At 34.6% G+C, this 26,948-nt stretch carries 27 protein-coding genes; 4 read left to right on the top strand and 23 right to left on the bottom strand.

The annotated features are described in order from the left end of the window. Positions 1–7 precede the first annotated feature (7 nt). The 11 genes from dinG to SLH52_RS14800 all read right to left on the bottom strand — a co-directional run bounded on the left by dinG (position 8) and on the right by SLH52_RS14800 (position 11,334). Positions 8–2,806: an ATP-dependent DNA helicase DinG gene (dinG, locus tag SLH52_RS14850; RefSeq protein WP_320210058.1), complete on the bottom strand. Its 2,799-nt coding sequence runs from the start codon at positions 2,804–2,806 to the stop codon at positions 8–10. A gap of 93 nt (positions 2,807–2,899) precedes the next feature. Continuing rightward, a complete protein-coding gene (panD, locus tag SLH52_RS14845; RefSeq protein WP_320210057.1) occupies positions 2,900–3,283 on the bottom strand; it encodes an aspartate 1-decarboxylase in 384 nt (127 codons plus the stop codon). A gap of 2 nt (positions 3,284–3,285) precedes the next feature. Next, positions 3,286–4,143: a pantoate--beta-alanine ligase gene (gene panC, locus SLH52_RS14840; protein WP_320210056.1), complete on the bottom strand. Its 858-nt coding sequence runs from the start codon at positions 4,141–4,143 to the stop codon at positions 3,286–3,288. Beyond that, positions 4,140–4,979 (bottom strand): 3-methyl-2-oxobutanoate hydroxymethyltransferase, encoded by an 840-nt coding sequence (gene panB, locus SLH52_RS14835; protein WP_320210055.1) that lies wholly within the window; start codon positions 4,977–4,979, stop codon positions 4,140–4,142. The genes panC and panB overlap by 4 nt, the downstream gene beginning before the upstream one ends. A 424-nt stretch (positions 4,980–5,403) precedes the next feature. Then, positions 5,404–6,396, bottom strand: a complete 993-nt coding sequence (locus tag SLH52_RS14830; RefSeq protein WP_320210054.1) for a biotin--[acetyl-CoA-carboxylase] ligase — start codon at positions 6,394–6,396, stop codon at positions 5,404–5,406. After that, entirely contained in the window at positions 6,354–7,568 is a 1,215-nt protein-coding gene (locus SLH52_RS14825) for a CCA tRNA nucleotidyltransferase (RefSeq protein ID WP_320210053.1), read from the bottom strand. The genes SLH52_RS14830 and SLH52_RS14825 overlap by 43 nt, the downstream gene beginning before the upstream one ends. Before the next feature lie 343 nt (positions 7,569–7,911). Continuing rightward, on the bottom strand, positions 7,912–9,063 hold the full coding sequence (gene bshA, locus SLH52_RS14820) for an N-acetyl-alpha-D-glucosaminyl L-malate synthase BshA (RefSeq protein WP_320210052.1): 1,152 nt from the start codon (positions 9,061–9,063) through the stop codon (positions 7,912–7,914). After that, entirely contained in the window at positions 9,060–9,767 is a 708-nt protein-coding gene (gene bshB1 / locus SLH52_RS14815) for a bacillithiol biosynthesis deacetylase BshB1 (RefSeq protein WP_320210051.1), read from the bottom strand. The genes bshA and bshB1 overlap by 4 nt, the downstream gene beginning before the upstream one ends. Further along, positions 9,764–10,180: a methylglyoxal synthase gene (gene mgsA, locus SLH52_RS14810; protein WP_320210050.1), complete on the bottom strand. Its 417-nt coding sequence runs from the start codon at positions 10,178–10,180 to the stop codon at positions 9,764–9,766. Before mgsA ends, bshB1 begins: the two co-directional genes overlap by 4 nt. Before the next feature lie 12 nt (positions 10,181–10,192). Next, positions 10,193–10,996 carry a 4-hydroxy-tetrahydrodipicolinate reductase gene (gene dapB, locus SLH52_RS14805; protein WP_320210049.1) on the bottom strand — a complete coding sequence of 268 codons (804 nt, stop codon included), beginning with the start codon at positions 10,994–10,996 and terminating at the stop codon, positions 10,193–10,195. Positions 10,997–11,001: 5 nt separating this feature from the next. Further along, positions 11,002–11,334, bottom strand: a complete 333-nt coding sequence (locus SLH52_RS14800) for a nucleotide pyrophosphohydrolase (protein WP_320210048.1) — start codon at positions 11,332–11,334, stop codon at positions 11,002–11,004. Between the two features lie 533 nt (positions 11,335–11,867). Between SLH52_RS14800 and SLH52_RS14795 the strand changes: the two genes are divergently transcribed. Further along, on the top strand, positions 11,868–12,740 hold the full coding sequence (locus SLH52_RS14795; RefSeq protein ID WP_320210047.1) for a YitT family protein: 873 nt from the start codon (positions 11,868–11,870) through the stop codon (positions 12,738–12,740). 150 nt (positions 12,741–12,890) lie between these two features. Here SLH52_RS14795 and SLH52_RS14790 read toward each other — a convergent pair whose 3' ends face one another. The 8 genes from SLH52_RS14790 to SLH52_RS14755 all read right to left on the bottom strand — a co-directional run bounded on the left by SLH52_RS14790 (position 12,891) and on the right by SLH52_RS14755 (position 20,359). Continuing rightward, on the bottom strand, positions 12,891–13,568 hold the full coding sequence (locus tag SLH52_RS14790; protein ID WP_214481273.1) for a zinc metallopeptidase: 678 nt from the start codon (positions 13,566–13,568) through the stop codon (positions 12,891–12,893). Positions 13,569–13,635: 67 nt separating this feature from the next. Then, positions 13,636–14,427: a sporulation protein YpjB gene (gene ypjB, locus SLH52_RS14785; RefSeq protein WP_320210046.1), complete on the bottom strand. Its 792-nt coding sequence runs from the start codon at positions 14,425–14,427 to the stop codon at positions 13,636–13,638. Between the two features lie 364 nt (positions 14,428–14,791). Continuing rightward, the gene (locus SLH52_RS14780; protein ID WP_320210045.1) at positions 14,792–15,385 is read right to left on the bottom strand and encodes a DUF1405 domain-containing protein; all 594 of its coding nucleotides are present in this window, start codon (positions 15,383–15,385) and stop codon (positions 14,792–14,794) included. Between the two features lie 48 nt (positions 15,386–15,433). After that, entirely contained in the window at positions 15,434–16,339 is a 906-nt protein-coding gene (locus tag SLH52_RS14775) for a chemotaxis protein (protein ID WP_320210044.1), read from the bottom strand. Between the two features lie 646 nt (positions 16,340–16,985). Beyond that, complete coding sequence (locus SLH52_RS14770; protein ID WP_320210043.1) at positions 16,986–17,561, bottom strand: hypothetical protein; 576 nt, start codon at positions 17,559–17,561, stop codon at positions 16,986–16,988. A gap of 152 nt (positions 17,562–17,713) precedes the next feature. Beyond that, positions 17,714–18,082, bottom strand: coding sequence for a nuclear transport factor 2 family protein (locus SLH52_RS14765; RefSeq protein WP_320210042.1), 369 nt, complete (start codon positions 18,080–18,082; stop codon positions 17,714–17,716). Positions 18,083–18,274: 192 nt separating this feature from the next. Continuing rightward, positions 18,275–19,267: an NAD(P)-dependent alcohol dehydrogenase gene (locus SLH52_RS14760; protein ID WP_320210141.1), complete on the bottom strand. Its 993-nt coding sequence runs from the start codon at positions 19,265–19,267 to the stop codon at positions 18,275–18,277. A gap of 405 nt (positions 19,268–19,672) precedes the next feature. Then, the gene (locus SLH52_RS14755; protein WP_320210041.1) at positions 19,673–20,359 is read right to left on the bottom strand and encodes a DUF4386 domain-containing protein; all 687 of its coding nucleotides are present in this window, start codon (positions 20,357–20,359) and stop codon (positions 19,673–19,675) included. Positions 20,360–20,755: 396 nt separating this feature from the next. Between SLH52_RS14755 and SLH52_RS14750 the strand changes: the two genes are divergently transcribed. Then, positions 20,756–20,959 carry a hypothetical protein gene (locus SLH52_RS14750; protein WP_320210040.1) on the top strand — a complete coding sequence of 68 codons (204 nt, stop codon included), beginning with the start codon at positions 20,756–20,758 and terminating at the stop codon, positions 20,957–20,959. A gap of 220 nt (positions 20,960–21,179) precedes the next feature. Here the strand turns inward: SLH52_RS14750 and SLH52_RS14745 are convergent, their stop codons facing one another. After that, entirely contained in the window at positions 21,180–21,677 is a 498-nt protein-coding gene (locus SLH52_RS14745) for a hypothetical protein (RefSeq protein WP_320210039.1), read from the bottom strand. A 388-nt stretch (positions 21,678–22,065) separates the two neighbouring features. Between SLH52_RS14745 and SLH52_RS14740 the strand changes: the two genes are divergently transcribed. Further along, positions 22,066–22,215, top strand: a complete 150-nt coding sequence (locus tag SLH52_RS14740) for a YjcZ family sporulation protein (RefSeq protein WP_214481282.1) — start codon at positions 22,066–22,068, stop codon at positions 22,213–22,215. A 100-nt stretch (positions 22,216–22,315) separates the two neighbouring features. Here the strand turns inward: SLH52_RS14740 and ald are convergent, their stop codons facing one another. The 3 genes from ald to SLH52_RS14725 form a co-directional block, all read right to left on the bottom strand. Continuing rightward, positions 22,316–23,446, bottom strand: a complete 1,131-nt coding sequence (gene ald, locus SLH52_RS14735) for an alanine dehydrogenase (RefSeq protein WP_320210038.1) — start codon at positions 23,444–23,446, stop codon at positions 22,316–22,318. Positions 23,447–23,665: 219 nt separating this feature from the next. After that, on the bottom strand, positions 23,666–25,024 hold the full coding sequence (locus SLH52_RS14730; RefSeq protein ID WP_320210037.1) for an aspartate aminotransferase family protein: 1,359 nt from the start codon (positions 25,022–25,024) through the stop codon (positions 23,666–23,668). 59 nt (positions 25,025–25,083) lie between these two features. Further along, a complete protein-coding gene (locus SLH52_RS14725; RefSeq protein ID WP_214481285.1) occupies positions 25,084–25,320 on the bottom strand; it encodes a hypothetical protein in 237 nt (78 codons plus the stop codon). Between the two features lie 307 nt (positions 25,321–25,627). Between SLH52_RS14725 and SLH52_RS14720 the strand changes: the two genes are divergently transcribed. Then, on the top strand, positions 25,628–26,776 hold the full coding sequence (locus SLH52_RS14720) for an aminotransferase A (protein ID WP_320210036.1): 1,149 nt from the start codon (positions 25,628–25,630) through the stop codon (positions 26,774–26,776). The last annotated feature ends 172 nt before the right edge of the window (positions 26,777–26,948 follow it).

Here is a 26,948-nt window from a genome sequence, read left to right as displayed (position 1 = left end):
AGCTATCCTAATGCCACTCTTCAATTATATAAAGTAACCGATCAATTGAATCTTCAATAACTGGGATTGTTGGTACAGCTGCTAAAAATTGTTTACCATAGGATGTTGTTGTAAGACGGCGATCAAACACAAATATTATCCCTTTATCGCTTTTATGTCTTATTAATCTTCCAACCCCCTGTTTGAAGCGGAAAATAGCATCTGGCAATGCTAATTCTGTAAACGGATTACCACCATTAATACGTATTTTTTCATTTTTTGCTGCTGAAATGGGATCATCAGGTGATGAAAAAGGTAGTCTTATGATACCAACGCTAGCTAACTGTTCTCCTACTAAATCAACCCCTTCCCAAAAACTTGATGTACCAAGTAAAATTGATTTGGATATTTCTTGAAACGTTTTGGAAAGCTTTGACCGGCTAGAACTGCTAGAACCTTGTGCTAAAATGACAAAGTCATCTAATTCAGTTTTCACCTTCAGTTGGCTATACATTTCTCTAACCATGTCATAAGAAGTAAATAACAGTAACATTCTACCTTGTAATTTGTTCGCAATTGCTACAATATGATTTGCAATGTTAGCTATATAATCTTCTATAGAAGTCTCTTTAATAAGCGGAACATCATTTGGTATGCATAGTAGAGCTTGCTTCTCATATGCAAAAGGCGATGGTACAAATTCAGTTAACGGATAAAAGTCCTCAAGGCCAAGTTGGTTAATTATATGCTTAAAGGACTCATGGCCATTTAAAGTAGCTGATGTTAAAATTACGCTGTGCTTTTTAGAAAAAAACTCATCAGCTAATAGATCTGAAACATCAATTGGCTGTGTATATAGCTTTACCGCGTTTTGAGCCCCTTTTGTATCTGTCTCCATCCATGAAACTGACTCTTGATTATCAACTAATAGTATTGATTCTAATACTTGTTGAGTATGATTAAATTTTTCTATAAAAGAAAAGAATAAATCGATTTCACGTTTATCATGGACAGATAACTTGTGTTCAATGGATTTAATTGCTATATATTGAGTTTGCATTGTACTCACAAGCTCAATCATTTGCATCCTTACTCTCCTGACCAACTCAAGTGACGCTTTCCACTCTCTTCCATATTCTGCACTAACATTAAATCTATATTGTGAACGATACGCTTGACCATCGTTGTTATTTTTAAGGATGATTGCTCGTAGCATTCTAAATAAATCATCAACTTCAGCCTTTAGGTTTTTAATTAGATGATCGATAATCCGAAATGAATCTACGCTTAAATGTTTGTCGCTAAATACGTGAAAAGCGTTCGAAAGTAGGCTAGGTTGGTCAAGTGAGCCAATCTTTGCAAATAAAAAGACGAAGTAATTATAATTAATATAATCTCCAAAACATTCACTAGCAATCCGCTCTAATTGATGTGCCTCATCGATAATTGCCACATCATAGTCTGGTAATAAAGAACTTTGTTCAGCTTGTAAATCCGTCAATAATAGCGAGTGATTTGTTATTATAACATCTGCCTGGTGAGCTTCATTTCGTGCTTTATGATAAAATTCATAAGACTTCCAAGGATTGTTATTGTTCAACAATGTATGCGAATTTTCATTTATTTCGTCCCAAAATAACAAACCACCAGAGGTAAGATTCAGTTCATCTACATCACCTGTTGTCGTTTCTAACAACCAAACAAGTATTTGACATTTTGTCAAAATCACATCATAATTACTATCCAAATATGCTAAACTGCGTTCAAATTTCCACAAATTCATATAATGTCGTTTACCTTTTAATACAGCTATTTTCAGTGGCACATCTAACATGTCCCTCAATATCTTTATTTCATTGTCAACTAGCTGCTCTTGAAGTTGGACGGTATACGTACTTATAATAATTGGCTTATTTTTAGTTATGGCAAAAAGAGCTGCAGGTAGTAAATATGCAAGTGTTTTGCCAGAGCCCGTTCCAGCTTCAATGATGGCATGTTGATTCGTTTGTAATGCTTTATCAACAACATCCATCATATGTAGTTGACCTTCACGAAGCTCGAAATTTACAATATGCTTCTTCAATAATGATGGAAGATCATTTTTTAATTGTCCAAATGCTTGTTGTTGTAGGTTGTCACTCCGATTCAAATTACTATGCGTTCTTATCGCAAGCCCCCGAACGATAGTCAGACCCGTCTGTACTTCTTCTCCTAGCAAATGATTATGTTCTATCACATGTGCAATAATTCCAATAACATCACTTTTCAAATAAACAGCATGCTTTTTTAACGCTTCTAATGTCACTAACGGCAGGGAGTTTAATTTATGAATTAGTTCCAAAAACAGCATAGCTGTCACTTCAGCGTCGCTGTCAGCACGATGAGGCTGCAGATGTTCAACTACAAAATCAGCTGAAAGATCTGACAATTTGTAACTATCTTTAGTTGGATACAATATCCTAGCTAACTCAACAGTATCTAAGGATGGATTAGTTAGTTCACTAAACCCATGTGACTTCATTTCTTCTTGCAAAAACGTTAAATCAAACGGAACATTGTGAGCTACAAAATAAGAATTTTCAAGCATCTTAATAATTATAGGTGCTATCTTGGAGAACGTTGGAGCATCTTTTACCATTAAATTAGTAATACCAGTAAGTTCACTTATAAAAGTAGGAATTTCACGATTGGGATTTACAAAACTGGAAAAGCGGTCAATGATTTGTCCATCTTCAATGACCACAGCCGCAATTTGAATAATTTTGTCATTACTTTTAACTGCATTTCCAGTTGTTTCTATATCTATGACTACAAAACGAGAGTACATCTATAACACCTCAATATTGTTCAAGGGTGGTCACCTCTTTGAACAAAAACTTACTTATACATGAAAACCCTCATCAATAGAGGGCTTTTATACTTACATAACTGTTCTTGCTGGCTCTTTGCCTATAAGTTCAGTTATCTGATTATTTTCATCCATAATTGCAATTTTTGGTTGATGTTCTGATAAATCAGCCTCATTGATCAATTTATACGAAATTATAATAACGATATCATCTTGCTGTACAAGCCTAGCCGCAGCACCATTTAAACATATAACTCCACTACCTCTTTCACCTGGAATAATATATGTTTCTATTCTAGCTCCATTATTATTATTAACAATTTGAACTTTTTCATTTGCAATCATACCAACTGCGTCAAGAATGTCTTGATCAATTGTTATACTTCCAACATAATTTAAGTTTGCCTCTGTTACTCGGGCGCGATGTATTTTTGCATTCATCATTGTACGGTACATTGTTATTCCTCCTTACAAACTTCCATAGTAATATTATCAATCAACCTTACCTCTGTAAACTTAACTGCGATTGCTATAATGATGTTGCCACTAATTTTAGATAAGGCAGTTAATTTAGGATAGGAATACAATTCTACATAATCAATATTTCCATCAGTATGTGTGTCAATATAATCAGTAATTAAGGCAATAATTGTATTTGGGTCTTTTTCACCTAGCTTAATTCGTTCTTTAGCTAGTTGTAAGCTTTTATATAAATATGGTGCTTGTTGTCTCTCTATATTAGTTAGCCTGACATTTCGAGAACTTTTTGCTAAACCGTTTGCTTCTCGAACAGTTTCAATGGGAACTATGTTAATTGGAAAGTTAAAATCTTTAATTAAACCATCAACAACAGCAACCTGTTGAGCATCTTTCATACCGAAGTATACATTATCAGGGCTCACAATATTAAATAATTTTGTTAAGACAGTTGCCACTCCATCAAAATGTCCAGGTCTCGATTTTCCACAAAGAACATTGACACGATCGTTCACAACGACAGTAGTTGACATTGCTGAATTATACATTTCATGAACATCAGGATAAAACAATATGTCAACTTGCGCATCACTTGCCATTTTTTCATCTCTATCTATATCACGTGGATATGAATCAAAATCTTCATTTGGACCAAATTGCAAAGGGTTTACAAAAATGCTAGCCACAACAATATCATTTTGGGGACGAGCATGTTTCATTAAAGAGATATGTCCTTCGTGTAAAAATCCCATCGTTGGCACAAAACCTATACTCATGCCTTTTTGCCGATACTCTTTAATCATTGTTTGCATATCTAATATTTTGCTAATGACGATCATGCTTTAGCTCCCCCGTAAAGTGCTTCCAGTTCTTCTTCTTTCATATGAAAAGAATGCCCTTTCTCTGGGAACTTACGATCTTTCACTTCTGCAACAAAACCTTCTAAAGCTGTTTTTATGTCATTATTAACCGTTGTATACTGCTTTACAAACTTTGGTACTCTTTCAACTCCATAACCGATCACATCATGATAAACAAGTACCTGTCCATCTGTCGTTCTTCCTGCACCAATACCTATTGTCGGTATGTTTATTACCTTCGTTACTTGCTCTGCCAATTGAGTAGGAATACATTCAAGCACTAATGCGATTGCACCAGCTTCTTCACAGCTTTTAGCATCTTCAAGTAGTTGTTTAGCTGCCTGATGATCCTTCCCTTGCACTTTATATCCGCCTAAAATACCTACAGATTGAGGAGTCAATCCCAAATGAGCTACTACAGGAATATTACTTGATGTTAAAATTTTCATCATATCAAGTACATCACCTGCTCCCTCAACCTTAACAGCATGAGCTCCAGCTTCCTGAATAATTCGTTGGGCATTTCTTAGCGTTTCCTCTTTCGAGATTTGATATGACATGAATGGCATATCCGTAACGATAAAAGTATCTTGTGCACCACGCTTAACTGCTTTCGTATGATGGACCATATCATCAACTGTCACTGGTATCGTTGATTCATAACCTAAAACAACCATACCTAAAGAATCTCCTACTAAAATCATGTCAACGTTTGCTTCCTCAGCGTGCTTAGCTGATGGATAATCATATGCTGTTAACATAATAATCGGATCATTCTCTTGCTTCATTTGTGAAAAATTTGGTACTTGTTTCACGTTTTTCCCTCCTTTTTTAGAGGGCATGAATAACCGGCTTGTTCGTATTAAAAAATCCCCCAGTCTCAAAAAGCATGAGAAAGAAGGATATTATTCACATCATCGGTTTGCTTCATCCCTCTGTCCCAGTCCATATGTTGGATCAAGGCAGACTAGCTTTAAACATATTTAAACTTATTGAAAAAGGTATAGTTCTCATCAGGATACTACCCTCAAGCAAAATTATACAGAATTGTTGTCCTTTTTTCCAGCAAAACTTTACAATATGTACTTAGTGTAAAGAAAGGTTTCTTTAGTCTTAAGCGTTGTCATTACTACAAGGAACTTAACACCTTTGCCCGTAGATCTATAAAATGATGATCATCTTATCAGACCCGAAAGTTTATGAATTAAAAGCAAGTAAACGAAAGAATTCCTTTATATATTACATAATAGAAATATCAGCTGAATGAATATAATGGATGTTATCCATTTCATCCTTCATCATTAGTACGCCTTCATCTGTAATACCTAAAGCTTCACCTTTCTTCGTTTCATTTAACGTTGTTACTACAATATTTTTACCAATACTTACTGCATAACTTTCCCATAACAGCTTAACGAATAAAAAGCCGTGTTTTAAATACTCAAAATACAACTTTTCAAACTTTAATAGGATGTGTTGAATCAATTCAGCTCGATTGAGTTTGTTCCCAGTTTCTATCGCTAATGATGTGGCAGTTTTGTCAATCCCTTCTGGAAAATCACTTGTTTGTTGATTGACATTTATTCCAACACCAATGATAACAGAATGAATGCACTCAGGCTCAGCTTGAAGCTCTGTTAATACACCCACTACCTTTTTACCATTCACTAAAATATCATTAGGCCACTTAATTTTAGGCGACAAATGAGTAAGTTCTTCAATACCTTGTGCAACAGCTACAGCTGTGAGCAATGTAAGCTGAGGTGCTTGTTGAGGAGGAATATTAGGTCTGACTATTAAACTCATCCAAATTCCTGTCCCCTCTGGAGAGAACCAAGATCTATTCAGTCTGCCTCGACCTTCTGTTTGCTCTTCAGCTAGAACGATCGTTCCTTCCTTTACACCTTCATGTGCAAGTGTATGAGCAACCCTTTGTGTTGAAGTAACTTTCTCATGAAACTGCACGTTCCTACCCATTACTTTTGTTTGTAAACCAAGTTGTATTTCGTTACTTGAGATCTTATTAGGTTTTTTGGTAATTCTGTAGCCTTTTCGACGGACTGCCTCTAGCTCATACCCTTCGTTACGTAAATCTTCAATATGTTTCCAAACAGCCGTTCGAGTGCAACCAAGTAGTTCACTTATTTTTTGCCCTGATATAAATTCATCTCCAGCACCGGTGAAAGCTTCTAACAATTGTTTTCTAGTTTCAGATTGCAATGTAACAGCCACTCCTTTATGTTCTCTACCTCATTTTCAACCTCTCCATTTACAATTGCCATCTCGATATTGTTAATATATTCTTTTAACCAAGGACCAGGTTTTTTATTAAACCAAGCTTGCAGGTCATTTCCATTAACTGCTAACTGCTTTCGAGAAATGATTGGTAAACTAGCGTACATTTTTTTTATATTATGCAGCCTTTCTATACCATCATTTTGATGTATAACAGCTCTTATACGCTCAACTTGTTCTGCATGTTCTAGTCCACATTGATACAGTGTAGTCATTGTCCATTCTGATGCTAATAACATATTATAATAATGTATGTTTATTTCAACACTTCTAATTATTTTTACTGGCAATTTCCACGAACGTAAAAAATTTCCTGGTGTTTCCACTTTTAATAACATTGTGAATAAAGTCCAAAACTCTTCGTTTTTTTGAAGTAAGTGCCATTTATACTTTGCCAGTTGTTCAAATTCGCTTTGTTTATTCGCACAATGAGGCAAAAATTTATATATTTTAAGTTCAGCTAGTAATTGAAAAGCTATATGACTATTATTTCCTCTCATAATTTTTTCAAACTCAGCTGTAATTCTTTCAACAGAAATATGTTTTAATATGTTGTTACATCGGCTTATACCAGCTTTCGTATCATCACTTAAGAAAAAGGAAAGTTGACTAACAAAGCGTATAGCTCGTAACATCCGTAAGCCATCTTCATTAAATCGTTCTGTTGCGTCACCTACACAACGAATCATCTGTTTTTGTATATCAGCTTGACCATCAAAAGGATCAATTAAGTCTCCATAGGCTGTCATTGCAATTGCATTAATTGTAAAGTCACGCCTCTGTAAATCTTCCGAAAGAGAGCTAATAAACGTAACGTCCTTAGGACGTCGATGTTCCTCATAATCCCCTTCATTACGAAATGTAGTTACTTCAAATGATTCACCTTTATGAAGGATTACAACTGTACCGTGGCGGATACCAACATCAATTGTCTTCGGAAACAGCTCTATAACTTGTTGAGGTAACGCTGATGTTGCAATATCAACGTCACCTATTTCACGATGTAATAACATATCTCTTACTGCTCCCCCAACAAAATATGCTTCGAATCCTGCCTGCTGTATTGTTTGGATAATATATGTTGGTAGCTCAAACGGATCATGTAACATAAGATATCTCCTTTTATTAAACCTTCATGATTCTATATGTTAATAACATCAAACTCCTCAACTAGTTTGAACTAAAAAATTAGAGCGTAACTTCATGTTTAGGATAAATTACAACATTTCAACTTGAAGATAGGTTTTGCATTTTATAAATGGACTTTCATTGTGTTATCTGTTGCTTATTTAATTATGAAATAAATACTTATAAACAAATCCTTCGTCACACATTTCTTATTAAATAAAGTCAATTGCGTAAATTTTTACTGTCCTAAATTAGCCTCAAGCGCAAACAAAGTTTACGAAAAGAGACTTTGTAAAAAATCATAGCAGTTTCATGAAAAAAATCTTATTTAACAATGTCAACACTACGGTTTAGTAAAGTAAAATATAAACGTTCATATTGTTCAACTATTTTTGTGGAATGAAACTTTTCTTTTACAGTTGAAACAGCTGCTTCAGACATTTGTTTGTGTAATTGATCATCTGTCAGAATTTGTACTGCTTTCTTTGCAACATCTTCTATATCTCCGACCTGACTAATGTAGCCATTTTCTCCAGGCGTGATTACTTCTGGAATTCCACCAATATTTGTACCAATACCTGGCACACCACAAGCGAATGCCTCAAGTAATACGAGGCCAAAACTTTCCTTTTCAGACAAGAGTAGTGTTAAATCACTAATTGAGTATAACTCCTCAACATTTTCTTGTTTACCTAAAAAAAGTACTTTATCAGTTAATTGTAAATCGTTTACCAATTTACAAACAACTGTCACCTCAGGGCCATCGCCGATTAGCAACAGTTTTGACTTTACTTGTTTTGCAATGATATTGAATGCTTTTACAACATCAGTGACTCTTTTTACCTGACGAAAATTCGATACATGGATAATAACTTTATCTTCTTCGTCTATCCCATACTCAGCTTTTAAATTTTGGACGGCTTCTTTTTTAGAATAAACACGCTCATCAACAAAATTATAAACAGTGGTAATTTCTTTCTTAACATCAAGTAAGTCATACGTTTGCTCAACAAGTGAATTAGAAACAGCTGTAACAACATCTGAATTCTCTATTCCAAATTTTATCATATCACTCAATGATGGGTCATAGCCAAGAACTGTAATATCAGTACCGTGTAATGTCGTTACAATTTTCAGCTTCTCATCTCCAACCATTTGCTTAGCTAAATAAGCACATACAGCATGAGGTATAGCATAATGAACATGTAATAAATCCAATTGTTCACGTTTTGCTACTTCTGCCATTTTTGACGCTAATGAAAGGTCATAGGGAGCATATTTAAAAACAGAATATTGGTTGATTTCTACCTCATGATAATAAATATTACAATACAACTTGTTGAGCCTAAATGGCATGCTTGATGAAATAAAATGAATTTCATGCCCTCTTTCTGCTAACATTTTTCCTAGCTCAGTTGCAATAACACCCGACCCTCCAACTGAGGGGTAACAAGTGATACCAATTTTCATCTTCATTTACACTCTCCTAACAAATCATGTTTCATAAGCAAAGGCTTTTTACTAATAAACCCTTCTGCATAATCAACGCCAACCTCTTTGCCGAATAATCTTTCTCTACTTTTTACTGTCTCTATGTATCCATTGGTTAATGGAGTATCAATTGAATCATTTACCTTCGTAAATTGACTTTTATATGCTCTTAAACTATTTAGCTTTTGTTCTATAGTTTGTGATATATCAATTACAAAAGTAGGTTTATGAAAGCCATTGATCATATAAAAATATAATGATGATACTTTATGTGCTGCTAAGCGTTCGTTATCTTCGTAGTTCTTAATTCCAGCTGAAAATACTGCTTCTTCTACAAGATGTGCGCAATTCCCATGATCCGGATGCCGATCGTCAAAATAAGGTGCAAAAACAATATTTGGTCGATAGAAGCGAATTTTCTCAACAATTAACTTTATATATTCTTCTTTTTTGTATAAACCACGATCAGGAAGTTGTAAGTTTAATCGTTCACTAATAGATAGTATCGCAGATGCCTGCATAGCCTCTTGCTTTCTAATATCAACTGTTCCGTTTGAAGATAACTCGGCTTCTGTTAAATCACATATGCCAATTTTGAATCCTTTATTAGTATATTTGGCAATCGTGCCACCCATGCCAATTTCTACATCATCAGCATGAGCACCGAATGCGAGCATATCTAGTTTCATGTCTGTTCACCTTGTTGTTCGTGAATAATTGAGCGCCACTGGAATTCTCCTCGTTCTAGACCTTTGACCAAAATCTCAGCTGTTCCCATATTTGTTGCTAATGGAATCGCGTACACATCACAAAGTCGTATTAAAGCAGTTACGTCTGGCTCATGAGGCTGCGGAGTTAATGGGTCACGAAAAAATATGACCATATCCATTTTATTGTTTGCTACCATCGCTCCAATTTCTTGGTCACCCCCAAGTGGACCTGATTGAAAGCGATGGATTTTCAAGTTAGTAGCTTCAGAAATTTTTTGTCCTGTCGTACCAGTAGCATAAAGTTCATGTTTTTCCAATGTCGATAAATAAGCTGTTGAGAATTGAATTAAATCATTTTTCTTTTTATCATGGGCTACAAGTGCTATTTTCATCTTGCTCCTCCATTATGCAATAATATTTTCTAATCCATATACTAGGTGATCAAGTTTCATAACAGTTTCAATTGAAATCTTCACGCCTGTCATGAATGATTCTCTATTATATGAATCATGACGAATTGTTAAGGTTTGTCCATTTCCCCCAAATAATACTTGTTGATGTGCTATCAAACCAGGTAGTCTTACACTATGTATATGCATCCCATCAATATTGGCTCCTCTAGCACCCGCTACTGCCTCATGTTCATCAGGATGCCCTTGTTGTTTTGCCTCTCTCTCCGCTGATATCAATTGTGCTGTTTTTATAGCCGTACCAGAAGGAGCGTCTAATTTCTGATCATGGTGCAGTTCAATAATTTCGATGTCCGGAAAATATTTAGCAGCCATTTGTGAAAATTTCATCATAAGTACAGCACCAACAGCAAAATTTGGGGCTATTATCGTACCAAGTTTTTTGCTCGCAGCTAATTCAGTAACTCTTGCTAAGTCTTCAGCTGAGAAACCAGTTGTTCCAACAACAGGTCTAACACCATATTGTAAAGCTATTTCTGTATGTCTTTTACCAATTTCTGGTGTCGTCAAATCTACTAACACGTCTGCTTGGTGAGCTTGTAAACAATTCTCTAAATTAGTATAAATCGGTGTATCCATGTTAGGTAAACCGTTAATATCAGAGATAAGTTGCCCATCATGTTTGCGATCTACCGCTCCTACTAATGAAAATTCCTTTGTATTATGTATTAAATGTAAGGCCTCTTTGCCCATTCTACCTCTAGGGCCTGCAAGAACAATGTTAATTTGTTCACCCATTGCTGTCATTCTCCTTTCGCTTTTAAAGTCCAGCGATTTTTATCTCTAGTTTGAAATTTATCCATTACACGATCGTGCGCAGTTTCTAAATTTATGTCGAGGGAATTTGCTAAACAAATTAATACAAAGAGCATATCACCTAGTTCTTCTTGAATTTCCCGTTCATTCTCAGTATCCTTCTTTTGCTTTTCACCGTAATAATGATTTATTTCACGTGCTAGTTCTCCTAGCTCTTCAGTCATTCTAGCCAGCATTGCTAATGGGCTAAAATAACCTTCTTTAAATTGATTAATATACTGATCAACTTCAAGCTGGATTTCATTTAACGTTTTAGTCATTCATAACCACCTCTTTCTCATCTTACATGTTAGCCAAAAGCTACTCATTTGACAAATGTTTCGTTTTTCAATTGACCCTTTTATCCATTATTTCATCTATTGTAACTATCGGCTAGTTCAAATATAATAAGAAAAGTTGGGGCACTAAAATTTACTTATAATAAGAGTATGTCATATTGTCTTAGGTGAAATGTCGTTATCCTTGCTCGGCCGACAAGATACGACCAGTTGATTCTGAAACAGGACATAAATACCATTATGAAGCGATAAAGCTCCAGGAAGAAGGCAAGCTCTTGCCGTTCGTTTTATACGCAAGATACATAGCATCAGGCTCTTTTCGTAAAATTTGTTGTTGTACCAAAAAAGTGGTTATACACTGTAAGAAATCGTTGTACCGAAGAAAAGATACCACGAACGCTAGTTGTGTACGGTTTATTTCTAAATACGAAAAACAACAATCAATGCGAAAACAGTCTAACATAAAAGTTTTATGTGTAATACGATTTAATCTGACTACTGTTTTGGAGGACGTTATGCAATTAGGAATCAGAACTAAAAATATCTTATTTATTTTACTAGGATCAGCAATTTTCGCATTTGGACTCGTTCATTTTAATATGCAAAATAACCTTGCCGAAGGTGGATTTACTGGTATTACTTTGCTATTATTCTTTACTCTAAAAATAGATCCGGCATATTCAAATTTATTGTTAAATATTCCAATGTTTATTCTCGGTTGGAGGTTACTTGGCAGACAAGCATTTTTGTATACGGTCATTGGAACAGTGGGCTTGTCAGTCTTTTTATGGATTTTCCAGCGCTATACTATTCAAATGCCATTAAATGAGGATTTAACTTTAGCAGCATTATTTGCAGGAGTCTTTATCGGTGTTGGTTTAGGCATCATTTTTCGCTTTGGTGGAACTACCGGTGGTGTAGATATACTTGCTAGATTAGCACATAAATACATTGGCTGGAGCATGGGAAAAACAATGTTCTTATTTGATGCAGCAGTTATTACGATTTCACTTATCGTATATTTAACATATCAGGAAGCAATGTATACACTCGTTGCAGTATTTGTTGGAGCTCGTGTCATTGATTTCATGCAGGAAGGTGCATATGCTGCCAAAGGTGCTACGATTATCTCAGATAAAAATGAAGAAATAGCTGAAAAAATTATGAAGGAAATGGATAGAGGAGCAACCTTCTTGAAAGCACAGGGCTCATTTTCTAAAATTGATAAAAATGTCTTATATTGTGTTGTAGGAAAAAATGAAATCGTCCGCTTGAAGAACGTTATTACATCTATTGATCCTCACGCTTTCGTTGCAGTAAGTGATGTCCATGACGTATTAGGTGAAGGATTCACACTTGACGAAAATAAAAAACCACTTGAACGTTAACTCATGATTACATAGATTAGTTTGCACAACAAAGTTAATTACGTTATGTATTAGATAAGGATAAATGCGGATTTAAAGCAAACAAAGGACCAGGATAAATCGTATCCTGGTCCTTTATTTATTGCAATTATTATTTGTAAGCTTTACTTCTTAATCGTCTTGTGACATACCAATATACATTAGTACAAATCTTACAAGCTCTAAGACAGCAACCGCTGCCGCTGCAACATATGTTAATGCAGCTGCATTAAGCACTTTCTTCGTTTCTCTTTCTTCCTCGTTTCTAATCACACCTAGTGATACCACTTGCTCCATTGCACGATTAGAGGCGTCAAATTCAACTGGTAATGTAACCACCTGAAACAACACTGCAAATGCCATAAAGATGATACCTAATAACAGCATGTTTGCTGAAGCAAAAATAATACCTGCAAGAATAATTATCCAAGAAAAATTCGAACCGATATTTGCTACAGGAACAAGTGAATGTCTTAATCGTAAAAATGCATAATCCTGTTGATCTTGTATCGCATGTCCAACTTCATGTGCCGCAACAGCTGTACCAGCAAGTGAATGACCATGATAGTTATCTGACGAAAGACGAACTGTTTTTGAACGTGGGTCATAATGGTCAGACAGCACTCCACGTGTTTCCTCAATATTGACATCGTGTAAGCCGTTCGCATCCAATATGCTACGAGCTACTTGAGCTCCAGACATTGCTGATGATGATGGGACTTTAGAATATTTTTTATACGCTCCCTTCACCTTCATTTGAGCCCAAATAGGAATAATAATTAGTAGTGCAAAATAGGCGATGTACCACATGCTAACTTACTCCACTCCTCTATTTTAATAATATAATGATAATTTTAGCTGAACAACAGATATTATGTCAATCATTTAGCTTTTTACGTGACTGTTGTTTTACCTTATCAGCTTTGTATTTTTTCCATCCAGCATATGATAATGATAATAAAATAACACTTCCAATAGAAATCATTACCCATAATAGCGACGGATCAGTATCATCATCCTTCACTGCATTAAATAATTCATTTAAATCAGCTTCCATTTGATCAAGTTGTTGAATTTGTTTAGTTTTTTCCAAACTAATATGTTGATTTGATTCTAGAAAACGAATATGGCTATCCACTCTCGTTACCCACTCAGGATTAACATCGACCTTAATACTAGGTTGAATAACTTCATATTTATTTAAGAATAAATTCAACATATATTGAAATGTTTCAGTATCATCTTGCTCAATTGCACCTTTCATTTGATGAAAGTACTTCATTGTCGAATGCTCCATTTCAACCCATAACGGTTGATGCTCTGAAATGATAGCATCAATAACCAATCGGAATTGTACAACTTTTCTAATCCTTTCTTCATGAGAAAGAGCCGTCTTAGTTACAGCTTCAACAGCATTATTATGTGTAATTGTTATCACTCGTAATTCATCCATAGTATATGGTTTATCACTACTACTAAATTGTAAAAATTCATTAGTAAAGTGTTCCAAGAGACTTTTTGCATCGTCATATCTCTCACTTTTCACCATCTGTAAAGCTTCATCAGCTATTTCATCAAGTTTTTTCCAATGCTCTATTTCCGCAGCGTATTTATTACTTGGCAATACTAATAGTATTAGTACTAACAACAACATCATACGTCTATTCATACTTGTCCCTCCTCAAACTTCTATTAATAATTATGAGAAGGTGGACAAGAGTAGAACTAAAAATACGAAAAAAGCCTAGACAAGCTGTTCACCTCGTTCATAGTATGAAGTCGACAACAGCGTCATAAGCTATTAAAAGATTCCACAAAACTATAAATGGATCCGTGTTTATTTATTAGTAGGAAATAAAACAACCAATGTCGAATACAACCTTGTAAAAAGACCAAAGTGGAGACTCTGCTCCACCTGATTAAAAAGCTGATAAGCATTTGCTAGAAAACGAACTAGAATAATGCTACTTGTGATGTTGAAAAGTTGTTATCAACGTCGTCAAAGTATTTCGCGAATGGTAAAAAATATGTTATTACGTTATGCTCAACACAAACCTATCTTTTTTCACACAAAGAACATACGTAATGGCAATAGATGTTATACTAAGCCAAAATGTAAAATACCCAATTTGTTGTACATATTCATTTAACACGTGATACCAAGGTAACATACCAAAAACATAATCAATAACATCATTATGTAAAGTCCACACACTAGCGATTGCTAAATGATACCATTTTATGCGGTAAAAAGGCGCAAAAAGTAACCCTTGCAACGCCATGGCACCATGTGAAAAGATTAGCATCAAACTAGCAAAATCCAGTGAACCTAACTCAAAATATACTAGTATATTCATGACAACAGCCCAAATGCCATACTTAAATAAAGTGACGATAGCTAACGCTTCAATTAGACCCCAATTCTTTTTAAGTAAAAAGGCCACGAGAACAAAAACGAAAAATAATGACGCAGTAGGACTATCTGGCACAAAAATAAGGTATTTTGGAGGTGTTGCATATAATTGCCACCTATACCAATAGTAACCATATATTGTACCTAGTGTATTAATGACTAATAAACTAAATAGTACCCATCTCTGTCCTAAAGCTTGGATGATCCATCTCATTTTACTACCCAACTTTCGACTTATAATAACTTTATTATTACCTAATATTTAAATTATTAACTCATCTATTAAATGCACTAATTGGGCAATTTCCGGTTTACTCACTTGTCCTTCTGCACCTACCATTTGCCCTTTGTGACGAAGGTCGTCCGTTATTAAAGAAGAAAAAATGACTACTGGTAATTTTGATAATTTCTTATCCTCTTTAATGCGTCTAGTTAAATGATGACCGTCCATTTGAGGCATTTCTATGTCAGTTATTACGAGCTGTACTACCTCTGTTATCTCTTTTCCTGCGTTAATTGTCTCCTCCAAGTAAGCTAATGCTTCTTTACCATTTTCAAAAAACTCAAGGTTACTGAAGCCAGCTTCTTTTAACGTGTCTTCTAACTGTTTCCTTAATAAAGGTGAATCTTCAGCAATGACGAGCCTTTTAGATGATCTCTCTCGTTTACCTAACTTTTTCACTTTATTCACATTCACACCCGAATCTGGGTTAATGTCAACAACAATCTTTTCAAAATCGAGCAACAATAACATGTCACTCTCCATTTTTACAACACCAATTATTTGACTTTCTAAACCTTGGTACATATCTGAAGGCTTTTCAATTTTATCCCAAGAAATCCGATGAATCTGTGTAACGGTATGAACGTGAAATACAATTTTTTGTTGATTAAATTCAGCAACGATAAACTTATCAAGTTTTGGATTAGTCGACTTAGGGAACCCAAGTGCCTTAGCAACATCTACAACTGGAAGAACCTCCCCACGCAACTCAATAATTCCTTCTACGTTTGGGTGTACATGTGGTACTTCTGTAACCACAACTGGATTAATAATCTCTTTAACTTTTATAACATTGATACCAAATTTATTGTTACCAATACCGAATTCTACTATTTCTAATTCATTTGTACCACTTTCTAGTAATATACCATTATTTGTAGCCATATAATGATCCCCCTCTTCTACACTAACTAAATCTCTATTTTCACTTTACTATTTTTATAATAATAAATAAAGAAAAAGCTTGCCATATTTTACATCCATTTTATTATTCTATTTTCCAGTAGTTAAACTATACATACTGTGACACGTATTGTACCAAGTACACTGTATAGCTAGTTTCTATTAGTTTTTCGGTACATCAAACTAATCGTAATGAAGAAATGATTATGCAAAAAAATGTCCTCTCCTTAAACTCTCCTTCATAACTAAAGCTAATTTCAAAACATCAAACTTAGCAACTTATTAACCTCATCCTTCGTATTTACAACGAGCATGATTTTTGATAACTAAAATTATTTCATTTCACAATCCGTTTCTAATAAATAAAAAAAAATCCCGGTTCCTTATCATTGAGATATGAGAAGGAACTAGGCGTATTTAGTCTACTACAACAAAACATTGATATTATATCAGCCATCAACTACCATTCTTTCTTCAACTTCTTTACAACTTTCACCATTGCTATGTTATGCATTTTATATGGTAGTCAACTGTCTTAATTTGAAATTCGTATAATATGCCACTATAATTTTCAATATTCCCATCCATCATTTTGTCAGTTGGTCAGAAATAAGTAACAAAAAGCAAACTAAGAATCCAACTCATTATCTACTTCGTTAATGACACTTTCTACAATTTCGAATGCTGCTTCTTGTACAAAACCTTCACTCAAATTAAATATAAAAGAATAAGCAGACCCTTTATAATTAAACGCTACAAATAAAAATTCATTCTTATCATTCTTTTTTTCCACATATTCAATCGTTTTTCCATTCAAAACCATTGTTTTTCCGTTTGAAAAGGATAACCCTCCGTCTTCAATGTAAGTATATTCCAATACAGTTTTTCCATCATATACTCCATATAAAAATTTGGAATTTGTTTCTTTCTCATAAGCTTGTATCATTGCGGGGTCACTAAAGTCCTCTATGATTTCTCCTCTTTCTTCAGCGTATACTATGGTTAATTTTTTACTATTACCTATTGGTGGCATTTGTATTATAGCAAATACCATTGGATAGTTTTCAAATTCTGGAATTACTACTCCTTCACCTAATTCATCATAAACTTGCTCATTAATATCCGGATCACCAATCGTTTTTGATGAACAAGAAACAAGAATAAACAGTGAGATTATAAAAAATGTCATTTTATGAACTTTCATTATAACCCCTCCATATAAATCCTCTATTTTTATGAATTATATGTCGTTCCTTTGTAATTTAAGCTGCTTTCGATTGATTTATTGCTTTTCATTCCGAGAACTTTCTTCTTTCTCACGAAGTACTAACAAAGAGGTGTGACTTTTTAATCCAATTAAAGACTACTTAAATGTTCATGGATTAACTTCCAATCGTCATAATCATTATTTTTGACAAAGATATTTGTTGCTCGACCACTTCCCGTAACAAATTTGCCATTATAATAACCTTCATAATGATATGTATATATACACGTGGCAGTTTTTTGATCTACTGCAATCCACTCTACATCCTTTGCTGCATATACCTCGTCTTTGATTGTATGCCACGCATTTTCAAAATAATTGTGAATTTCTTCTAAAGTCACACAAGATTTGTTTGTGAACCAATAAACGGCATTTTCATGAAGAACTTTTTTCACATTATTGAAATCATGAGAGTTTGTCGCTTCTATATATTTTTGTAAGGCTTGTTGATAACTCATTGTTTTCTCCTTTACATTTATTAATTCTATCCTTCTTACTACTAAATTATGGATTTTTTACATTATAGTAATTATTACAGAACTTAAAAGCAAAAGGAAGTAATATGTAATTGTAACAGTTAATAACGGCTCTTTTCTTCTCTATAGACAATAAAAATCAAGCAACAAAGTTTACGAAAAGAGCCAAACAAATTACATAGTAATAACAACAAACCCTTTTTTTTGTCCGGATTCAACATACCTGTGAGCATCATCAATCTGTTCTAAGGGAAAGGATCTATCTATGAGTGACTTTATCTTCCGCTTCTCAATAAGCTCTTTTAGGAAATGTAAATCTTCAGCCTTCTCGGTTGATAATGCACAAATTACTTTCTTACTGCTAAACATTGAAGTCCACAGCATTTCATAAAGCTGCTTTATTTTAAAGCTGGCTAAAAGGTAATGACCATTTTGCTTTAGTGAGTCTTTACATTTTAAAAACGAACTCTTGCCCAATATGTCAAAAATAAGATCGTATGTTTCACCGTTTTTAGTAAAATCATCAGTTGTGTAATCAATAACTTTGTCAGCCCCCAGAGCTTTCACAAATTCGACTCTCGAAGTACTACATACACCGGTGACTTCCGCACCAAAGTATTTTGCAATTTGTACTGCTGCAGAACCTATACTCCCAGACGCCCCATTAATAATTACTTTTTGTCCACTACGAACATCTACTTTTCGAAGTAAATTCAACGCAGTCATTGCCCCATAAGGGACGACTGTTGCTTCCTCAAAAGTCATATTCGTTGGTTTAGTGGCTAATATCCCTTTTTCTGCTAGACAAATATACTGTGCATAAGCACCCATATTTTGACCGAGATATCCAAAAACCTCATCTCCTAGTTTAAATGATTTGACATCTTTTCCTACTAATTCAATTTGCCCAGCAAACTCACTTCCTAGAATATTTATCTTTGGCTTCCTAAGTCCGAAGAAAAATTTAGAAAATGCCCAGAAGAGCAAGGGCATATTAAATTTACTAGGGGTGATTTCACTAAAATTTCGAGCCACTAAATCTCCATAATTTATAGAAGTTGCAAATACTCTAATCAATACTTCATTGTCCTTTGGTATTGGTTTCTTCACATCTTTTAGTTCTAAGACATCAGGCGAACCAAAATGCTCATATACAATCGCTTTTATCCTAAACTCCTCCTTTAACACGTCAAAGTTTAATAAATCATAATGATTTCAAATCAGAGTAATATATTTTAAAAATGTGCTATTTTGCAAATTAACACTCCACAATAGTCATTCATTAACTTTCGCTGTTTTCACATTAATTGTTCCTTTTCGTAATTAGCTAACGTTTGGCATCTTTTCACTTCTAAAGGCTAGAAAATCATCAGCAGTTGCTCAAAAGTAAGTGAAAAAAGCAACACATTTCAAAAAAAAGCAATAACTTGACAACATTTATATCTATTATTCTCCTAATAATTAACTTTAGAATATAATCAAGGTGTTGATAAAATGAGCATGGAATCACTAATTTCTATTTAATGAGGTACTTAGGGGAACACATTTTAAACAAGTTGCACAAATTTTAACTCATTTATAATTTGAGTCTTCAGCTATTGGATTGAAGCCTTTCATCATCAAATAAACAGCAAGAACCAACTCAAATATAGCTGTTGGAGTATTCATAATAAAATAAATTGGTGTTATTAATTTAATTACATCAAACATCAAGAGAAATGTTACTACTAGAGTTAAAATACAGCCAATAAAGCCCCAAATTGAAAGCCATATAGGAAAAAGATTCATTCGAAAAGAGCAATAATATAGTATTAAACCACCTATACTCCACGGTAATATCATTGCAATATGATTCATCCCATCTCTATATAATCGAAGCAATTCTCCAATAGTTTTGAAATAGGATAGATCTGGCTGACCTTCTATTATAAAACGTTCACTAATGAATAATAGTAATAGTAGAGAAACTATTCCAACAAAAAGAAATGCTGCTCCAATAATTCTGAATCCGAAATATGCAAGAGCTATTCCTTCATTATATTTCTTAATTATTGGATATAATAAAACGGCCAAACAAACATATACAGTGGCCATAGAAAATTGAAAAAACACAGCGAGCATAACTTGCACTTTGCTTGATGATAATTTAAATAGGTAATCCGATTGTTCTAAAGCTGGAACCGTTGAGAATATACCTGAAACTAATCCTAATATTAATAAAATACCGAATAATAAGGCTTTTTTCCTGTAAGAACTCATCGCACACCTCCTCATCATGTTGCTTTATTTTCTTCTTATCCATTCCCTATAATAAAATACATATATTGGATCCTATCAGAGCTAATGGAACCTCAATAATGACTGTCACTATAGCATGACTACTTAAATATTTGTGAGATTGTAACTATATTACTTGAATAAATTGGAGTTCGATAGACACTTTAGTGTTGTTTTCACCAATAATCATTCCACTGGTGAACATCTTTTCTAATTAGAAGTAAAGTTTGAAAATAAATAGAGGATCATTTGTGCCACATTTGTGAACACTTTCACATTACTATAGACATAATAAATCACTCGGAATAAAATGTAGGTGAATTTAAAAATCACTACAATTGATAACATAAATTAGCATGTAAAAAGGGGTGGATTTATATGAAGGGTACAGCAATTTTATTCAAAGAGACTCGACCTGTAACAATATTAGAAGACGTTGATAAATCAATATACCATGAAATAAAAAAACAGTGTGGATGTCAACAATGTAATTGCTCAATTGACAACAAAAATATAGAATTTGGCCAAGTGTCACCTGTTATGTGGCATGAGGAAGAAGTTGATTGGGATTATGGATATTAAGTAAAAACCTCTTTGTAAACTGTGGCATTTTAGCTTTCAAATTGAAACAGCTAATTATCACCGTATTCAAGAAGAGTAGTTGCTACAAACCCTAGTTAAATAACATTTCTTAGTACGAAAATTCTTAACGAAAGAAACCTTTGTTACTTATAAACAATTTTGTTATAGCTCCAGTGTCCTATAATAGGTTTACTGGAGCTTTGCTTTATATGTATTCATTTTATGCTGGATAGCCTCCACCAGGTGGTGGCCATGCGCCAAGCAATCGACGTATTAAAATAATTTCACCTAAATGATATGTATTATGTGAAGCTATATTACGTAATGAGCTAACAGGAGTTTCAGTAGGCCAATTTTGTAACGGTTCATCAAGTCGTATCTTTCGTGCTATTTCACAAGCTTTATCTATGCCATTTAAAAAATTTTCTACAATCTTTACCCATTCTTCATTACTAGAAGGCGATTTATCCTCTGGCCAAGTATCCATTGCACTCTTTGGTAGGTCACGGTTTCCACCTTGAAGAAATTCTAAGAAAAAATCCTGCCAATACGACATATGACCTAGAAGTTGATAAATTGTATATGGTAAACCTTCGATGCTCTCCCCTGCAAGTTGCCCATCAATATCTGAGAGCGCTCTGTTAATTGGGATATGCCCACGCTCACCCTTCAATGATTGTATTAGAGTTTTAGAAAATTCTTCGTTAACTGTCGACAACGAAACCAACCCTTTCTTGACTTATATTTCCACTGATTATAATACTAACAGCATACGGTACTATATTCATACAAAACTGTTTTCACATAGATTGTTGTTTATCATATTACTAAATAAACATGTATACAACTTGAACGCGTGGTATCCTTTCTTGGATAAAGCGATGACAGTTACGTAAAACAACATCTTCAACTTATAATTTTAATTTACGAATATTTGCAACAAACTTTACGAAAAAAGCTTTATATAAACACATGAAAGTTGTACACTCATATGGTTTTTCAGCTAAACAATAAATTGTACGTTTTAATCATGCACATTCGTACAGACAAAATTATAAATATGTCATAGACATATATAGAGAATGAGAAAGTGGGGTGATTTATTAATGTGTAACTACGGTGTAGCTGGCGCTGGCTATCCTGGATATGGCTACGGTCCTGGAGTAGGAGGAGCCTTTGGATCTACATTTGCGTTAATTGTTGTACTATTCATTCTGTTGATTATCGTACTTGGAGCATTTTGTTTAACATATTAGTTAATCAAATTCCATTGAGTATTATCATACCTTTTCCTTTTCATTTCACTTTTCAACAATGAAGAATAGGGAGGTCACCACTTGATCACCTCCCTCCTTTTTATACTTTTTGACCTTCATTTAATGCCGTTTTTACTTCTCTGTACGAAAGACTGTGTGCATCAGCGACTTCTTTATACGTAATAAACCCTCCAGCAGCATTGACACCTTTTAACAGAGCTGGACAGTCCAGGCATGCCAATTTATAGCCTTTACTTGCAATATTTACAGCATATGGTATTGTGACATTCGTTAAAGCGATTGTAGATGTTCTTGGTACTGCTCCAGGCATATTTCCTACAGCATAATGAACTACACCATGCGTTACATACGTTGGATCCTTATGTGTTGTTACCCTATCAGTCGTTTCAAATATACCCCCTTGATCGATTGCTACATCAACGATAACAGACCTCTCTTCCATCATCCTAACCATTTCCGACGAAACAAGCTTTGGTGCCTTTGCCCCAGGTATAAGTACTGCTCCTATAACTAAATCCGAATCTAATACTGCTTGCCCAATTGTATACGGATCAGACATAAGTGTTTGAATCGAGGTTCCAAAAATGTCATCTAGCTCCCTCAGCCTATTTGGATTAACATCAATAATTGACACATTTGCCCCAAGCCCTATTGCTATTTTTGCGGCATTAGTGCCAACTACTCCACCACCTATAATCGTGACCTTTCCTCTTTTCACCCCGGGCACTCCTCCAAGTAGTACCCCTTTACCACCTTTAGATTTTTCTAGAAACTGTGCGCCAATTTGCGTAGCCATTCTCCCTGCCACTTCACTCATTGGAGTTAATAAAGGCAAGGTCTTGTCTTCCATTTGAACTGTTTCATATGCTATAGCAACTACTTTTTTCTCGGCGAGTGCTTCTGTTAGCTCCCTATTTGTTGCTAAATGCAAATAAGTGAATATAATTAATCCCTCATAGAAGTAATGATACTCTTCTGTTAAAGGCTCTTTAACTTTCATCACCATATCACATTCCCAAGCTGTTTTTGCAGATTCAACAATTTCTGCACCAGCTTCAATATACAATTCATCAAAAAAACCAGATTGTAGGCCAGCACCACTTTCAATAAAAACTTTATGGCCTGCTCGCGTTAAATGTAGTACGCCAGCTGGTGTAAGCGCTACTCTACTTTCACTTGTTTTTATTTCTTTTGGAATGCCAACTCTCATCTTATCACCATCCTTTCGACCAAACTTTATTTGTTGTGAGATCATTCAAGTTACCTTTAACAAGACTTATCAAATTTAACTGTCAAGATTGAGTAGTTCTAAGCAATATTTAAACAGCCCTTATCTTAAATTTAAACTTTCGATTTTAGAACAAAAATGTATGTAGTTGAAGTATTGTTACTACTCTATATAAAAATGACACAACTATCATTCGTTCAATTAATGGATTGCATCTAATGCTTGCGTAACAACTTTAATTAATAAATTCACATCTTCATCCTTAATCGTTAAAGGTGGTGCAATTGTCAAAACATTGTTATACCCTGAAACAGTCATCCCATTTTTCCCAATGATTACCCCGTGGTTTTTACAAACCTCAATTACTTTATTTACTTTGTCAATAGCTAATGGTTGTTTAGAGACTTTATCGTTAACTAATTCTATTCCGATTAGCAGCCCCTTCCCTCGTATATCTCCCACGTAGGGATGATCTTCAAGCCTCTCATCAAACTCTTGTAATATAGCTGAACCTACGCTTTTTGATCGCTCAAAGAGCTGTTCCTGCTCCATAATATCAATATTTTTCATTGCAAGCGCACAAGCTGCAGGGTTACCCCCAAAAGTATTGACATGTCGGAAAAAATCATATTGCTCTGAACCATTAAACGATTCATAAATATTTTTCCGAACAGCTGTTGCAGCTAAAGGTAGGTAAGCACTCGTAATTCCTTTTGCCATTGTAATAATGTCCGGTTTAACATCATAATTCATGTATCCAAATGGCTCCCCAGTTCGACCAAAACCGCAAATGACTTCATCTGATATAAGGAGGGAACCATGTTTTTCACATACTTTTTTTACACCTTTCATATACCCATCTGGGGGCATTAAAATACCACCACCCGTAATGATCGGTTCCATAATTACAGCAGCCATCGTCTCGCTTAACTCCCATGTCATCACGTGATCAATAGCTTTAACAGACGCTAAATCAACAGGGTCTTTTGCAATAGTGTCCTCTTCACACCTGTAAGCATCTGGTGGGGCCACATGAATAAAACCTGAAGCAAGCGGTTCATATTTATACTTCCTTTGTGCCTGACCTGTAGCAGCTAACGAACCAAAGGTATTACCATGATAACCTCTATAACGAGATATAATTTTGTATCGGTGATGGTCACCACGTTGTTGATGATATTGTCTGACAATTTTAAATGCGGTTTCATTTGCTTCGGAACCACTATTTGAGAAAAAGAAAACATAATCATCGCCCAACAGTTTAGTGAGCTTTTCGGCTAAATGAATAGCTGGTATGTGACTTTGAGTAAGTGGGACATATGGACATTGCAATAATTGGTCATATGCGGCTTCAGCAAGCTCTTTACGTCCATACCCTACATTTACACACCATAGTCCAGACATTGCATCTAAATATTTATTTCCGTTTATATCAGTTATCCAAGATCCTTTTGCTTGACTTATTACCATCGTCGATTTAGGGTCATATGGTTTCATGGAGTGCCAGACATAATGGTCATCCTTCATCATCATATCCTTTGCTGTTGTTTCTCGTTCCATATACCTCCCGCCTTTCAATTAATTAATGGTTGCAGCAAACAATCGTAGCTGACATAAATCTATTTGTTATTGATAGGAAAATAGGATTGAATTTCCTTCACCATATTAGTAAATTGAGTCTGGTCTCGAAAGTCTTCAGGATGCCAATTCTCAACAATCCACCTAACTAGCTCCACTGGACTATTAAAAATTTCACCACTAGAATCCGCTTTACGAATCATATACCTCCCATTGTCTTCGTCAATTGTCACTTCACAAGGTAAGGCACTCCCTTTACAACTAAGTTCATACTCCATGTTTTCTTCCTCCCTTTTTTACTAAGGCTTGAATTCGTCGTTAACGTGATGACTGTTGCATAAAACCTCTTATCGCAGTTTTAAATGCAGTGACAATAACAAAGGTACGAAAGAAGCCTTTCTATAAAATGTTCTATTACTTTATCACAGTATTTTAGAGAAACTTGTAAAAATTCGGCGTTTTTTAAATCATTTCTTTCGAATGATTTCATCTTTTTTGGACAAATGCAGTCATTATTTATATACTAATCTTAATCTTTTTATATGAGACAACCTTTAAATTTTTTTCGGAAGGATGTACGTTAACATGGAACACCTTATTAATTCACGTGTAAAAAACATTGAGATATCTGGCATTCGAAAATTTTTTAACTTTGTTGCAGATTTTGAAGACGTTATATCTTTAACAATCGGCCAACCTGATTTTCATACACCTAACCATATTAAAGATGCAGGTATTGAATCTATAACAAAAAACTATACTACATACACTCCTAATGCAGGTGACCTAGCATTACGAAGAGCAGCATCAACTTTTGTATTGGAGAAATACCGTTTGCAATATGATCCAGAAAATGAAGTCATTGTCACGATAGGTGCAAGTCAGGCAATAGATATCGCTTTTAGAACAATTTTAGAAGAAGGTACAGAGGTTATACTTCCTGGTCCAGTTTATCCAGGTTACGAACCAATCATAAAACTTTGTGGTGCAAAGGCTATTCATGTTGATACGACGATGAGTGATTTTAAACTGACGGCAAAATCGATCGAAGAACATATTACTGAGAAAACACGTTGTATTGTATTACCTTACCCTTCAAATCCAACTGGAGTTACCCTCACACCTGATGAGTTGGAGGAAATTGCGGCATTATTAAAAGATAAAAATATTTTTGTTCTATCAGATGAAATTTATAGTGAACTCGTGTTCACAGGAAGACATCATTCAATTGCAAGCTATTTACCAAATAAAACGATAGTCATTAACGGGCTAAGTAAATCTCACTCAATGACCGGGTGGCGTATTGGTTTTTTATTTGCACCGTCTTACCTAGTTAAACATATATTAAAAGTCCATCAATATAATGTTTCTTGCGCATCCTCTATTTCCCAGAAAGCTGCTTATGAAGCACTCACTAATGGGAAAAATGATGCTATTCCAATGAAAGATACATATCGACAAAGATTGGAATATGTCGAAAGTCGACTAGAAAAAATTGGGCTTCCAGTTACTAAACCTACTGGTGCATTTTATATATTTCCGTCTATTAAACAATTCCAGTTAACATCCTATGAGTTTGCAATAAAATTAGTTACGGAAGCAAGGGTAGCCGTCGTTCCTGGAAGTGCTTTCTCCTCTTATGGAGAAGACTATATTCGACTATCGTACGCGTATTCTATGGAAACTTTAACGGAGGGTTTAAATCGTATAGAGAATTTTGTTTTAAACTATTAAGATAGTAAACCTCTTTGAAGGCACCAGCCAAAAGAAGGAATTTATAGGAATTTATTAAGTTAAAGATGAATGAATATTGTTTTTTTATAGATTGAGTTTATATTCGTCTGTTATGTCACACATTATATAATAATAATGATCAAGTACATCACTAATATTTAGTGGTGTACTT

The organism is Cytobacillus sp. IB215665 (assembly GCF_033963835.1).
GTDB lineage: Bacteria > Bacillota > Bacilli > Bacillales > SM2101 > Nanhaiella.
Note: the sequence above shows the minus strand (reverse complement) of the source record. Positions and strands in the feature narration are given on the sequence as shown.

Excerpts from the sequence above, each read along its gene's own strand:
- dinG (WP_320210058.1), bottom strand. The coding sequence starts at position 2,806 with ATGTACTCTCGTTTTGTAGTCATAGATATAGAAACAACTGGAAATGCA.
- panD (WP_320210057.1), bottom strand. The coding sequence starts at position 3,283 with ATGTACCGTACAATGATGAATGCAAAAATACATCGCGCCCGAGTAACA.
- panC (WP_320210056.1), bottom strand. The coding sequence starts at position 4,143 with ATGATCGTCATTAGCAAAATATTAGATATGCAAACAATGATTAAAGAG.
- SLH52_RS14825 (WP_320210053.1), bottom strand. The coding sequence starts at position 7,568 with ATGTTACATGATCCGTTTGAGCTACCAACATATATTATCCAAACAATA.
- bshA (WP_320210052.1), bottom strand. The coding sequence starts at position 9,063 with ATGAAGATGAAAATTGGTATCACTTGTTACCCCTCAGTTGGAGGGTCG.
- bshB1 (WP_320210051.1), bottom strand. The coding sequence starts at position 9,767 with ATGAAACTAGATATGCTCGCATTCGGTGCTCATGCTGATGATGTAGAA.
- mgsA (WP_320210050.1), bottom strand. The coding sequence starts at position 10,180 with ATGAAAATAGCACTTGTAGCCCATGATAAAAAGAAAAATGATTTAATT.
- dapB (WP_320210049.1), bottom strand. The coding sequence starts at position 10,996 with ATGGGTGAACAAATTAACATTGTTCTTGCAGGCCCTAGAGGTAGAATG.
- SLH52_RS14800 (WP_320210048.1), bottom strand. The coding sequence starts at position 11,334 with ATGACTAAAACGTTAAATGAAATCCAGCTTGAAGTTGATCAGTATATT.
- SLH52_RS14795 (WP_320210047.1), top strand. The coding sequence starts at position 11,868 with ATGCAATTAGGAATCAGAACTAAAAATATCTTATTTATTTTACTAGGA.
- SLH52_RS14790 (WP_214481273.1), bottom strand. The coding sequence starts at position 13,568 with ATGTGGTACATCGCCTATTTTGCACTACTAATTATTATTCCTATTTGG.
- ypjB (WP_320210046.1), bottom strand. The coding sequence starts at position 14,427 with ATGAATAGACGTATGATGTTGTTGTTAGTACTAATACTATTAGTATTG.
- SLH52_RS14780 (WP_320210045.1), bottom strand. The coding sequence starts at position 15,385 with ATGAGATGGATCATCCAAGCTTTAGGACAGAGATGGGTACTATTTAGT.
- SLH52_RS14775 (WP_320210044.1), bottom strand. The coding sequence starts at position 16,339 with ATGGCTACAAATAATGGTATATTACTAGAAAGTGGTACAAATGAATTA.
- SLH52_RS14770 (WP_320210043.1), bottom strand. The coding sequence starts at position 17,561 with ATGAAAGTTCATAAAATGACATTTTTTATAATCTCACTGTTTATTCTT.
- SLH52_RS14765 (WP_320210042.1), bottom strand. The coding sequence starts at position 18,082 with ATGAGTTATCAACAAGCCTTACAAAAATATATAGAAGCGACAAACTCT.
- SLH52_RS14755 (WP_320210041.1), bottom strand. The coding sequence starts at position 20,359 with ATGAGTTCTTACAGGAAAAAAGCCTTATTATTCGGTATTTTATTAATA.
- SLH52_RS14750 (WP_320210040.1), top strand. The coding sequence starts at position 20,756 with ATGAAGGGTACAGCAATTTTATTCAAAGAGACTCGACCTGTAACAATA.
- SLH52_RS14740 (WP_214481282.1), top strand. The coding sequence starts at position 22,066 with ATGTGTAACTACGGTGTAGCTGGCGCTGGCTATCCTGGATATGGCTAC.
- ald (WP_320210038.1), bottom strand. The coding sequence starts at position 23,446 with ATGAGAGTTGGCATTCCAAAAGAAATAAAAACAAGTGAAAGTAGAGTA.
- SLH52_RS14730 (WP_320210037.1), bottom strand. The coding sequence starts at position 25,024 with ATGGAACGAGAAACAACAGCAAAGGATATGATGATGAAGGATGACCAT.
- SLH52_RS14725 (WP_214481285.1), bottom strand. The coding sequence starts at position 25,320 with ATGGAGTATGAACTTAGTTGTAAAGGGAGTGCCTTACCTTGTGAAGTG.
- SLH52_RS14720 (WP_320210036.1), top strand. The coding sequence starts at position 25,628 with ATGGAACACCTTATTAATTCACGTGTAAAAAACATTGAGATATCTGGC.